9 protein-coding genes are annotated in these 12,633 nt (G+C 60.7%); 3 read left to right on the plus strand and 6 right to left on the minus strand.

What is annotated here, in order from left to right; translation table 11 throughout:
* Nucleotides 1-106 precede the first annotated feature (106 nt).
* The 3 genes from AB5Y72_RS05590 (at nucleotide 107) to AB5Y72_RS05600 (ending at nucleotide 3,872) form a co-directional block, all read left to right on the plus strand.
* The gene (locus tag AB5Y72_RS05590; RefSeq protein WP_042077834.1) at nucleotides 107-418 is read left to right on the plus strand and encodes a DUF485 domain-containing protein; all 312 of its coding nucleotides are present in this window, start codon (nucleotides 107-109) and stop codon (nucleotides 416-418) included.
* Nucleotides 415-2,070, plus strand: a complete 1,656-nt coding sequence (locus AB5Y72_RS05595; RefSeq protein ID WP_042077833.1) for a cation acetate symporter — start codon at nucleotides 415-417, stop codon at nucleotides 2,068-2,070. The genes AB5Y72_RS05590 and AB5Y72_RS05595 overlap by 4 nt, the downstream gene beginning before the upstream one ends.
* A gap of 209 nt (nucleotides 2,071-2,279) precedes the next feature.
* Nucleotides 2,280-3,872, plus strand: a complete 1,593-nt coding sequence (locus tag AB5Y72_RS05600; RefSeq protein ID WP_323939792.1) for an ABC-F family ATPase — start codon at nucleotides 2,280-2,282, stop codon at nucleotides 3,870-3,872.
* Between the two features lie 300 nt (nucleotides 3,873-4,172).
* Here the strand turns inward: AB5Y72_RS05600 and ppiD are convergent, their stop codons facing one another.
* The 6 genes from ppiD to tig form a co-directional block, all read right to left on the minus strand.
* Entirely contained in the window at nucleotides 4,173-6,086 is a 1,914-nt protein-coding gene (gene ppiD, locus AB5Y72_RS05605) for a peptidylprolyl isomerase (RefSeq protein ID WP_325782291.1), read from the minus strand.
* 150 nt (nucleotides 6,087-6,236) lie between these two features.
* Complete coding sequence (hupB, locus tag AB5Y72_RS05610) at nucleotides 6,237-6,509, minus strand: nucleoid-associated protein HU-beta (RefSeq protein WP_005315375.1); 273 nt, start codon at nucleotides 6,507-6,509, stop codon at nucleotides 6,237-6,239.
* A gap of 240 nt (nucleotides 6,510-6,749) precedes the next feature.
* Nucleotides 6,750-9,104 (minus strand): endopeptidase La, encoded by a 2,355-nt coding sequence (lon, locus tag AB5Y72_RS05615; RefSeq protein ID WP_209792075.1) that lies wholly within the window; start codon nucleotides 9,102-9,104, stop codon nucleotides 6,750-6,752.
* A gap of 140 nt (nucleotides 9,105-9,244) precedes the next feature.
* Nucleotides 9,245-10,519: an ATP-dependent protease ATP-binding subunit ClpX gene (clpX, locus tag AB5Y72_RS05620; RefSeq protein WP_042075566.1), complete on the minus strand. Its 1,275-nt coding sequence runs from the start codon at nucleotides 10,517-10,519 to the stop codon at nucleotides 9,245-9,247.
* 70 nt (nucleotides 10,520-10,589) lie between these two features.
* A complete protein-coding gene (clpP, locus tag AB5Y72_RS05625) occupies nucleotides 10,590-11,213 on the minus strand; it encodes an ATP-dependent Clp endopeptidase proteolytic subunit ClpP (protein ID WP_325782290.1) in 624 nt (207 codons plus the stop codon).
* Between the two features lie 86 nt (nucleotides 11,214-11,299).
* Nucleotides 11,300-12,610 (minus strand): trigger factor, encoded by a 1,311-nt coding sequence (gene tig / locus AB5Y72_RS05630; protein ID WP_042075565.1) that lies wholly within the window; start codon nucleotides 12,608-12,610, stop codon nucleotides 11,300-11,302.
* Nucleotides 12,611-12,633: the final 23 nt, after the last annotated feature.

Consider the following 12,633-nt stretch of genomic DNA (forward strand, 5'->3'; position numbering starts at 1 on the left):
TCGACAAATAACATTTAATTCACATTTTGCTTACATGAGCGGCCTGGCTGCTCGGTAGGGAACCCCCTTCATCCACCGCTGACACTCAATGTCATGGAGCACTGCAATGGAACAGCAACCGTATCTTCGGATCCAGCAAGATCCCAACTTCCAGGCTCTGGTCGCCAAGCGCCAGCGCTTTGCCTGGATCCTCTCCATCCTGATGCTGGGACTCTACCTGGCGTTCATCCTGCTCATCGCCTTCGCCCCCGGCTGGCTCGGCACCCCCTTGAGCGAAGGCTCGAGCATCACCCGCGGCATCCCGGTCGGGATTGGCCTCATCCTGTCGGCCTTCGTGCTGACCGGCGTCTATGTGTTTCGGGCCAACGGCGAGTTTGACGAGCTGAACCAGAAGATCCTCAAGGGAGTGCAATCATGAAAGGCAAGTCTCTGCTGCTGTTGACCGGTCTGGTCTCCACCCCCCTGCTGGCGGCCGATGCCCTCACCGGCGAGGTGCAACGCCAGCCCCTCAACGTCTCGGCCATCGTCATGTTCGTGGCCTTCGTGGCCGCCACCCTGTTCATCACCTACTGGGCCTCCAAGCGCAACCGCTCGGCCTCCGACTACTACGCCGCCGGCGGGCGCATCACCGGCTTCCAGAACGGTCTGGCCATCGCCGGTGACTACATGTCTGCCGCCTCCTTCCTCGGCATCTCCGCCCTGGTCTACACCTCGGGCTATGACGGCCTCATCTACTCCATCGGCTTCCTGGTGGGCTGGCCCATCATACTGTTCCTGATCGCGGAGCGGCTGCGCAACCTCGGCAAGTACACCTTCGCCGACGTGGCCTCCTACCGCCTCAAGCAGACCTCGGTGCGCAGCCTCTCCGCCTGTGGCTCCCTGGTGGTGGTCGCCCTCTACCTCATCGCCCAGATGGTCGGTGCCGGCAAGCTCATCGAGCTGCTGTTCGGCCTGCAATACCATGTGGCCGTGGTGCTGGTCGGCATCCTTATGGTGCTCTACGTGCTGTTCGGCGGCATGCTGGCCACCACCTGGGTACAGATCATCAAGGCGGTGATGCTGCTCTCCGGTGCCTCCTTCATGGCCATCATGGTGATGAAGTCCGTCAACTTCGACGTCGGCGCCCTGTTCAGCGAGGCGGTCAAGGTCCATGCCAACGGCGCCGCCATCATGAGCCCGGGCGGCCTGGTCGCCGATCCCATCTCCGCCATCTCGCTCGGGCTGGCCCTGATGTTCGGCACCGCCGGTCTGCCCCACATCCTGATGCGCTTCTTCACCGTGAGCGATGCCAAGGAAGCCCGCAAGTCGGTGTTCTACGCCACCGGCTTCATCGGGTACTTCTACATCCTCACCTTCATCATCGGTTTTGGCGCCATCCTGCTGGTCAGCACCAACCCTGACTTCAAGGACGCCACCGGCGCCCTGCTGGGCGGCACCAACATGGCGGCGGTCCACCTGGCCGATGCGGTGGGCGGCAGCCTGTTCCTGGGCTTCATCTCCGCCGTGGCCTTCGCCACCATACTGGCGGTGGTCGCCGGGCTGACCCTGGCGGGTGCCTCCGCGGTCTCCCACGACCTCTATGCCTGCGTGATCAAGCAGGGCAAGGTCAACGAAACCGACGAGCTGCGCGTCTCCAAGATGACCACGCTAGTGCTGGGGGTCGTCGCCATCGGTCTGGGCATCCTGTTCGAGAAGCAGAACATCGCCTTCATGGTGGGCCTGGCCTTCTCCATCGCGGCGAGCTGCAACTTCCCTGTGCTCTTCCTCTCCATGTTCTGGTCCCGCCTGACCACCCGTGGCGCCGTCTATGGCGGCTGGCTCGGGCTGGTGAGCGCCGTGACCCTGATGATCCTGGGTCCCACCGTGTGGGTGAAGGTACTGGGCCATGCCGAGGCTATCTTCCCCTACGAATACCCGGCGCTCTTCTCCATGGCGCTCGCCTTCGTCGGGATCTGGTTCTTCTCGGTGACCGACAAGTCCCAGAGCGCCTCCGACGAGCATGCTAAGTTTTTCCCGCAGTTCGTCCGCTCCCAGACCGGGCTCGGTGCCTCCGGCGCCTCCGCCCACTGAGGTCCCCCTCCCCCTTCCAAGCCGGCCCTGCGCCGGCTTTTTTCATGTGAGGCGCCCCTCGCCCCCCCCTGTTCGCCCCGGCGGCCCCAGGGGTCCGTTGCACGATGGCAAAACCCCCTGCAACCGGTCTGGATCACAGTTCTTGCTAAAACTTTCGGGGGATCTGTGCCATAATGCGCGCCATTTGACAGATCAACCGGGACATTCCAGTGCTTTCGAGTAACAACATCACCATGCAGTTCGGCGCCAAGCCGCTGTTTGAGAACATCAGCGTCAAGTTTGGCGGCGGCAACCGCTACGGCCTTATCGGTGCCAACGGCTGTGGCAAGTCCACTTTCATGAAGATCCTCGGCGGCGATCTGGAGCCCACTGGCGGTAATGTGAGCCTGGACGTCAACGAACGTATCGGTAAGCTGCGTCAGGATCAGTTCGCCTACGAAGAGATGCGCGTACTGGACGTGGTCATGATGGGTCACACCGAGCTGTGGGCCGCCATCGCCGAGCGCGATGCCATCTACGCCAACCTGGAAGCGACCGACGACGACTACATGAAGGCCGCCGAGCTGGAAGGCCTGGTCGCCGAGTATGACGGCTATACCGCAGAATCCCGCGCAGGCGAGCTGCTGCTGGGTGCCGGCATCCCCATCGAGCAGCACAACGGCCCCATGAGCGAAGTGGCGCCGGGCTGGAAACTGCGGGTGCTGCTGGCACAGGCGCTCTTCTCCAACCCCGACATCCTGTTGCTGGACGAACCGACCAACAACCTGGACATCAACACCATCCGCTGGCTGGAACAGGTGCTCAACGATCGCGAGAGCACCATGATCATCATCTCTCACGACCGTCACTTCCTGAACTCCGTCTGCACCCACATGGCGGATCTGGACTACGGCGAACTGCGGGTCTACCCGGGCAACTACGACGAGTACATGACGGCCGCCACCCAGGCCCGTGAGCGCCTGCTGGCCGACAACGCCAAGAAGAAGGCCCAGATCGCCGATCTGCAATCCTTCGTGTCGCGTTTCAGCGCCAACGCCTCCAAGTCCAGCCAGGCCACCTCCCGTCTCAAGCAGATCGACAAGATCAAGATTGAGGAAGTGAAGGTCTCCAGCCGGCAGAACCCCTTCATCCGCTTCGAGCAGGAGAAGAAGCTCTACCGCAACATCCTGGAGATCGAAGGGGTATCGAAAGGCTATGGCGAAGCCCCTCTGTTCAAGGGCCTCAACATGATGCTGGAAGTGGGCGAGAAGGTCGCCATTCTGGGGACCAACGGGATCGGTAAATCCACCCTGATCAAAACCCTGGTGGGTGCGCTGGCACCGGATACCGGCACCATCAAGTGGTCCGAAAACGCCCAGATCGGTTACTACGCCCAGGATCACGCCGAGGACTTCGACACCGACCTCAACGTGTTCGACTGGATGGCCCAGTGGAAACAGGAGAACGAAGACGAGCAGGCGGTACGCTCCGTACTGGGCCGTCTGCTGTTCTCCCAGGACGACATCAAAAAGCCGGTCAAGGTGCTCTCCGGTGGTGAGCAGGGCCGCATGCTGTTCGGCAAGCTGATGATGCAGCGCCCCAACATCCTGATCATGGATGAGCCGACCAACCACCTGGACATGGAATCCATCGAATCCTTGAACCTGGCGCTGGAGATGTACAAGGGCACCCTGATCTTCGTCTCCCACGACCGTGAGTTCGTCTCCTCCCTGGCGACCCGTATTCTGGAGCTGACTGAAGACGGCATCCGCGACTTCGGCGGCACCTACGAGGATTACCTGCGCAGCCAGGGCGTGGTGTAACCCCTCGCAATGCAAAGAGAGAAACCGGCGCCGGGTGCGCCGGTTTTTTTATGGGCGCCTCACGCTTCCGGGATTGTCCGGAGGAGCTGGCCCGCTGGCTTGCGCAGCTTTAATTGACGATAGCGGCGGCCCGCGTCCCCTCCCCCGGGGCTGCAACCCGCTTCTCTTGCTCCCCCTTCTCCCGCAAGGAGGCAGTAGAAAAGCACAGAACACAAGTTGGCCGCGCAACCGGCCTCCCCCTCTCGCGCATAAAAAAACGGCCCCGTAACGGGGCCGTTTTCAAGCGGGAGCGGCGTCGGCTTACTCGACGGCCGCTTCCACATCGGTGAAGTACTCGATCTTGGCCGCCTTGCGCAGTTCGTCGATGAGGGACTTGTAGTCCGCCTGGGCCTTGCCCTGGCCGAGCTGGCCTTGCAGCAGGCTCACCATCTGGGACGGCTCCTTGATCAGGTTGACCCTGTCAAGGGCCACCACCACGCGATCGCCGTTGGCCTCGGTCACCAGCTCCACGCTCGGCTTGCCATCCTTCGGATGGGGCATGCGGAAGGCCTGGGCCACCAGGTTCTGATCCATCTCCTGGGCGAAGCGGGCAACACCCTTGTGGGTCTCCACCTTCAGTCCCAGCGCAGCCAGGTCGGCCTCGATGGATTCGCCGGCACGCAGCTTGTCCAGCAAGCCCTGCGCCTTGCCGCGGGCCACTTCGCTCGCCTTGTCGTGCTTGATGGCCGCGATCACCTGCTCTTTCACCTCCGCCAGCGGCTTGGCCGCCTTCGGCTGGTGACCCATGATGTGCAGCACCAGCGCCTTGCCGTCGCCGAGCTCGATCACGTCGGAGTTGGTGTTGTCATCGCGCAGCTGCTCGGAGAAGGCCACGGAGAGCACCTTGGGATCGCTGAGCGGTGCCGGCGCATCGGCCTGGCTGAAATAGTCGGAGGAGACGACTTTCAGACCCATGGTCTCGGCGGTGAGATCTAGGGAGTCCGGGTTCTCGAAGCTGCTGTCGGCCATCTTCTGCTGCTCGGCGAAGAACTGCTCCTTGGCCTTGTCAGACTGCAGACGGGCGATGGTGTCGCTCTTCACATCGGCAAAGGGCTTGGTCTTGGCAGGCTCGACCGCCAGCAGCTTGATGATGTGGAAACCGAACGGGCTCTTCACCACGGCAGAGAGATCCCCGGCCTTGGCCAGCGCGAAGGCGGCCTGCTCGAAGGCGGGATCCATCACCCCTTTCTCGAACCAGTCCAGCTCGCCGCCCTTCTTGGCGGAGAAGGTATCGGAAGACTCGGCCTTGGCCAGCGCGGCGAAGTCGTCGCCCGCCTTGGCCTTGGCCAGCACGGCCTCGGCCTTCTGTTCGGCGGCCTTGTCATCCTTGCCAAACGGGATCAGGATATGAGCCACCTGGCGACGCTCGGCACGCTGGAACAGATCCTGATGCTGATCGTAGTAATCCTGGGCGTCCTGCTCGGTGACCTTGATGTTCTTGCCAAGATTGGCGGCATCCAGCAGCAGATAGTCGACCTTGACCTTCTCGTCGTTCATGAAGCGGCCGCTGTTGGCCTTGTAGAACTGCTCAATCTCGGCATCGCTGACCTCGACCCCGTCCACATAGGCGGAGGCGGCCAGGCGCACCAGGCGCAGATCCCGGGTCTGGTTGTAGAGCCGGTCGAGCTGCTCGGCCTCGCCCTTGAGGGCGAACTCTGAGCCCAGCACGGCCCCCATCAGTTGCTGGCGCACCATGTCCTGGCGCAGGGAGTCGCGGAACATCTCGGGGGTCATGCCGGCGCGGCGGATGAGCTGCAGGTAGCGGTCGTTGCTGAACTTGCCATCTTCGGCAAACTCCGGCATGGCGACAATGGCCTGCTTGATCTGCTCGTCACTGACGCGCAGGCCCAGGGAGCGGGCCTTGTCATCGATCAGCGCCTGATCGATCAACCGGTCCAGCACGCCGCGACGGAACTGTTTCATGTAGTCGGGGTTGGCAGCCAGCTGGTTGAAGGCCTCACCCATTTGGGCTTCCATGCGGGCCCGCTCGTTGCGGTAGGCATTCTCCAGTGCGGGGGCACTGATGTCATTGCCGTTGACGGTGGCGGGGGCGGTACGTGCCGGGCCGTTGAGGTAGCTGCCTACACCGGCCAAGGCAAAGGAGAGGATGATCAGGCCCAAGATAACCTTGGCTACCTTGCCCTGCGCCCCTTCGCGTAGTTTATCCAACATCATGTTTGTACTTATGCTCCCGAACTCGATGGGCGTAAATAATGAAAAGGCGCACCGATTGCGATGCGCCTTGGTCAATCAGTATGAGGGAGAGCCCTCTCACTTGTCTGGTCAACGACCAAGGACGGTGCCGATGTGATATCAGCGACCGGCTTAGTTGACCGCGTCTTTCAGGGCCTTGCCGGCTTTGAAGGCAGGAACTTTACCGGCGGCGATTTCGATGGTCGCACCAGTTTGCGGGTTACGGCCAGAACGGGCGGCACGCTCGCGCACGGCGAAAGTACCGAAGCCAACCAGTGCAACCTGGTCACCCTCTTTCAGAGCTTCGCCCACGGCATCGATGAAGGCATCCAGCGCACGGCCAGCGGCAGCTTTGGAGATATCAGCACCGTCTGCAATCTTGTCAATCAGTTGAGATTTATTCACTCTTATATTCCCCTTTTATCGAACATCGCTGCGGCGCTGATTTCCCTGGCCACAACAAGTGGAGGTTTTATAACAAGCCTCCTGATCAGTTGCAAGTGACAATCTGGCGCAAACCCGCGCCACATCACGCCTTGCGACTCATCATGAGTACCCGATCGGTGGTCAAGGCTACTTCCGTTGTCCGGCGCATGCAAGCCTTAACCACCCCCCGAATGCGCCAAATTTGCGGCGCATCAACATTTACACGACAGAAACGCGTTCGAAACCCTGCGGATTGTCCTGCAGCGCCAGTGCAAGCACCTCGTCAATCCAGCGAACCGGATAGATTTCAAGATCTTGTTTGACGTTGGCCGGGATCTCCTCGAGGTCACGCTCGTTCTCTTTCGGGATGAGCACCCGCTTGATGCCGCCGCGGTGGGCCGCCAGCAGCTTCTCCTTGAGACCGCCGATGGGCAGCACTTCACCGCGCAGGGTGATCTCGCCGGTCATGGCCACGTCGGCACGCACCGGGTTGCCGGTGAGGCTGGAGACCAGGGCGGTACACATGGCGATGCCGGCGCTCGGACCGTCTTTCGGGGTCGCCCCTTCCGGCACGTGCACATGGATGTCGCGCTTCTCATAGAAGTCCGCGTTGATGCGCAGTTTCTCGGCACGGGCCCGCACCACCGTCATGGCCGCCTGGATGGACTCCTGCATCACGTCACCTAGGGAGCCGGTGTAGGTGAGCTTGCCCTTGCCCGGCATGTTGGTGGTCTCGATGGTGAGCAGATCGCCCCCCACCTCGGTCCACGCCAGGCCGCACACCTGACCGATCTGGTTCTGGTCGGTGGCCTTGCCGTAGTCGAAGCGCTGTACCCCCAGGAACTCCTTGAGGTTGGCCTGATTGACCTGAACATGCTTGATGCTCTTGTCCAGCAGGATGCGTTTGACTGCCTTGCGACAGATCTTAGAGATCTCGCGCTCCAGGCTGCGTACCCCAGCCTCGCGGGTGTAGTAGCGGATAACCCCAATCAGCGCCGAGTCCTCAATGGTGATCTCGGAGGCCTTCAGGCCGTTGCGCTGGATCTGCTTGGCCACCAGGTGCTGCTTGGCGATGTTCAGCTTCTCGTCCTCGGTGTAACCGGACAGGCGGATCACCTCCATCCGGTCCAGCAGCGGACCCGGGATGTTCATGGAGTTGGAGGTGGCCACGAACATCACGTCCGACAGGTCGTAATCCACTTCCAGATAGTGATCGTTGAAACTGCTGTTCTGCTCGGGATCCAGTACCTCCAGCAGGGCGGAGGCGGGATCGCCACGCATGTCCGAGCTCATCTTGTCGATCTCGTCGAGCAGGAACAGCGGGTTCTTCACGCCGACTTTCGCCATCTTCTGGATGAGCTTGCCGGGCATGGAGCCGATGTAGGTGCGACGGTGACCGCGGATCTCCGCCTCGTCACGCACGCCACCGAGCGCCATGCGTACGTATTTGCGGCCAGTGGCCTTGGCGATGGACTGACCGAGGGAGGTCTTGCCCACCCCGGGAGGCCCGACCAGGCAGAGGATGGGGCCCTTGAGCTTGTTGACCCGCGCCTGCACCGCCAGGTACTCGAGGATGCGATCCTTGACCTTGTCCAGGCCATAGTGATCCGCGTCCAGCACCTCCTGGGCCTTGCCCAGGTCCTTCTTGACCTTGGAGCGCGCCTTCCAGGGCACCTGCACCATCCAGTCCACGTAGCTGCGCACCACGGTCGCCTCGGCAGACATGGGGGACATCATCTTCAGCTTGGCGAGCTCGGCCTGGGCCTTCTCGCGCGCATCCTCCGGCATCCCCGCCTCGTCAATCTTGCGATTGAGGGCTTCGAATTCGTCCGGGCTGTCTTCCAGCTCACCCAGCTCTTTCTGGATGGCCTTCATCTGCTCGTTGAGGTAGTACTCCCGCTGGCTCTTCTCCATCTGTTTCTTGACCCGGGAGCGGATGCGCTTCTCGACCTGCAGCAGATCGATCTCCGACTCCATCATGGCCATCAGAAACTCGATGCGTTCGGACACTGAGGCGATTTCCAGCACCTTCTGCTTGTCTTCGAGCTTGAGCGGCATGTGGGCAGCCATGGTGTCGGCCAGGCGCGCCGCGTCATCGATCGCCGAAATCGAGGTGAGCACCTCGGGCGGGATCTTCTTGTTGAGCTTGATGTAACCTTCGAACTGGCCGATGGCGGAGCGCACCAGCACATCCTGGTCCTTCTCCTCGATGGGGGAGGATGCGATGTACTGCGCCTCGCCGACGAAGAAGTCGCGATCGTCGATCATCCGCTCGAGGCGGGCACGCTGGCTCCCTTCCACCAGCACCTTGACGGTGCCGTCCGGCAGCTTGAGCATCTGCAAAATATTGGCCACTGTCCCGACGGAGAAGATCTCCTCCACCGTTGGCTCGTCAGTAGACGCATCCTTCTGGGCCACCAGCAGGACTTTCTTGTCCTGCTCCATGGCCGCTTCCAGACAGCGAATGGATTTTTCCCGCCCCACAAAGAGTGGAATGACCATGTGGGGGTAAACCACCACGTCACGAAGAGGCAGGACGGGAATCTCGATGCGTTCTGAACGCTCTAGGTTCATATATGTCCTCTCGGCTTGTTATACCGTTGGCAAAGCGCTTGGCTGAGTATATGGGGGCGCAAAGATGAGATTCAATCGCCTTGGCCGTAAAAAGCATGAAAGGGGCAAAAAGCCCCTTTATGTGATTAAAAATCAGACAGTTACTCTGAGGCTGCGGCCTGAGTCTCGGGATTGTCGTAGATCATCAGGGGCGCTGAGTCTCCCTTGATCACCGTCTCGTCGATCACCACCTTGCTGACCCCTTTCAGGGACGGCAGGTCATACATGGTGTCAAGCAGCACGGCTTCGACGATGGATCTCAGACCGCGGGCACCGGTCTTGCGCTCCATGGCCTTGCGGGCGATGGCGTTCAGAGCGTCGTCACGGAACTCCAGTTCCACCTCTTCCAGAGCGAACAGGGCGGCATACTGCTTGGTCAGCGCGTTCTTCGGCTCTTTCAGGATCTGGATGAGGGCGGCCTCGTCCAGCTCGGTCAGGGTCGCGACCACCGGCAGACGACCGATGAACTCGGGGATGAGACCGTACTTGATGAGATCTTCCGGCTCCACCTTGGCAAAGTTCTCGCTCAGGGTTGCCTTGGCATTCTTGGACTTCACCTCGGCGCCAAAACCGATGCCGGTTCCCTTGACGGAGCGCTGCTCGATCACCTTGTCCAGACCCGCAAAGGCGCCTCCACAGATGAAGAGGATCTTGGAGGTGTCGACCTGCAGGAACTCCTGCTGCGGGTGCTTGCGACCACCTTGCGGCGGCACTGAGGCAATGGTGCCCTCGATCAGCTTCAGCAAAGCCTGCTGCACCCCTTCCCCGGAAACGTCGCGGGTGATGGAGGGGTTGTCCGACTTGCGGGAGATCTTGTCGATCTCGTCGATGTAGACGATGCCGCGCTGGGCCTTCTCCACGTCGTAGTCGCACTTTTGCAGCAACTTCTGGATGATGTTCTCCACGTCCTCGCCCACGTAACCGGCTTCGGTCAAGGTGGTGGCATCGGCCATGGTGAAGGGCACATCCAGCAGGCGTGCCAGCGTTTCGGCCAGCAGGGTCTTGCCGCTGCCGGTCGGGCCAATCAGCAGGATGTTGGACTTGCCCAGCTCCACGCCACCGGACTCGCTGCCGCTGCGCAGACGCTTGTAGTGGTTGTAGACGGCGACCGCCAGCACCTTCTTGGCGTACTCCTGCCCGATCACGTAGTCGTCCAGATGGGCGCGGATTTCATGAGGGGTCGGCAGGTCGCTACCATCGCGCTTGGGAGAGATCTCGCGGATCTCCTCGCGGATGATGTCGTTGCACAGCTCGACACACTCATCACATACGTAGACGGAAGGGCCAGCGATCAGCTTGCGCACTTCATGCTGGCTTTTGCCGCAGAAAGAGCAATACAGCAGCTTGTCGCCCTCACCCTTGCGTTTCTCTGTCATTCAGCGACCTCGTTTTATCAATAGAGGATGGATCGTCCTGTTGAGTTTACAACAGGACGGGATACCCTGCTCAGCCGCGCTGGCTCAGGATGCCGTCAACCAGACCATAGGCCACGGCCTGCTCCGCCGACATGAAGTTGTCACGGTCGGTGTCGCGCTCGATGGTGACCATGTCCTGGCCGGTATGGAACGCCAGACGATCGTTCAGGGTATTCTTGATTTTCAGGATCTCCTGGGCATGGATCTGGATGTCAGAAGCCTGACCCTGGAAGCCGCCCAGCGGCTGGTGGATCATCACACGGGCATTGGGCAGGCAGAAACGCTTGCCCTTGGCGCCACCGGCCAGCAGGAAGGCCCCCATGGAGCAGGCCTGCCCCATGCAGACGGTGCTGACATCCGGTTTGATGAACTGCATGGTGTCATAGATGGACATACCCGCAGTGACGGCGCCACCCGGCGAGTTGATGTAGATGCTGATGTCCTGATCCGGGTTCTCGGACTCCAGGAACAGCAGCTGAGCCACCACCAGGTTCGCCATGTGGTCCTCGACCTGTCCGGTCAGGAAGATCACCCGCTCCTTGAGCAGACGGGAATAGATGTCGTAGGAACGCTCACCCTTAGCCGTCTGCTCGACCACCATAGGGATGAGCGCATTGCGTGGGGATTCAGTCACATCGTTATAGTTCTTGTACATAAGGCATTGTCCCTAAAATAAAATGGCCCGAGTGGAGATCACACGAGCCATTATACTTAACAGTTTTGACCTTAAGTCAAATGTTCTTAGGCAGCGGCACCGGACTTGTTGATCACTTCGTCGAAGGCCACTTCTTTCTCGGTCACTTGCGCCTTGGACAGGATCAGATCGATGGCTTGATCTTCAATGGCCAGGTTACGCACGCCGTTCAGCATCTGCTCGTTCTGCTGGTAGTACTCGATCACTTCCTTCGGATCTTCGTAAGCGGTGGCCATGGACTCGATGATGCTGGTCACACGGGCTTCGTCAGCCTTGATCTCGTTGGTGCGGATCACATCGCCCAGCAGCAGGCCAACGCGTACGCGACGTTCGGCCTGGGCCTGGAACAGCTCGGCCGGCAGCTCGGGAGCGTTGCCGCCCTGGAAGCCACCGAAGCGCTGCAGAGCCTGCTGACGCAGGGTGTCGATTTCCTGAGCAACGGCAGCCTTCGGCAGATCGATCTGGTTGGCTTCAACCAGGCCGTTCAGCACCTGCTCTTTCACGCTGTTTTTCAGGGCCTGGGCCAGTTCGCGTTCCATGTTCTTGCGCACTTCGGCTTTCAGCTCTTCAACGCTGCCGCTCTCGATGCCGAAACGCTTGACGAACTCTTCGGTCAGCTCGGGCAGGATCTGCTCTTCAACCTTGTGCAGCTTGGAGGCGAACTTGGCAGCCTTGCCCTTCAGGGCTTCGGCGTGGTAGTCGGCTGGGAAAGTCACGTCGATGGTGAACTCGTCGCCCGCTTTCTTGCCCAGAATGGCGTCTTCGAAGCCCGGGATCATGCGACCGGCGCCCAGTTCCAGCGTGAAGCCTTCGGCCTTGCCGCCGTCAAACTCTTCACCGTCGATGGAACCGACGAAGTCCAGGGTCACGCGCATGCCGTTGGCGGCAACTGCGTCAGTTTCGGACCAGGTGGCGTGCTGCTTGCGCAGGGTGTCGATCATGTTGGCCAGATCGGTATCCTTGACGGAGGCAACCGGCTTCTCAACCTTGATGCTCTCCAGACCGGCGATCTCGAACTCCGGGTACACTTCGAAGGTAGCGGTGAATTCGAAGTCCTGGCCTTCCTTGATCTCTTTCGGATCCATGGTCGGCGCACCGGCCGGGCTCAGTTTGTTCTCGATGATGGCCTTGATGAAGTTGTTCTGCATCATTTCATCGGCAACACGGGCGTGAGCCATGGCACCGAACATCTTCTTGATAATGGCAACCGGAGCCTTGCCAGGACGGAAACCGTCGATGCGACGAGTCTTGGCCAGGCCATTCAATTCTTTGCGCACGGCGGCGTCAACGGTAGCGGCCGGTACAGTGATGGTAAGACGGCGTTCCAGACCCTGGGTTGTCTCTACAGAAACTTGCATTCTTTTACCTCGTTCAACTCAGC

Origin of the sequence: Aeromonas sp. R7-4 (genome assembly GCF_040908055.1) — a bacterium.
Classification (GTDB): Bacteria; Pseudomonadota; Gammaproteobacteria; order Enterobacterales; family Aeromonadaceae; genus Aeromonas; species Aeromonas sanarellii.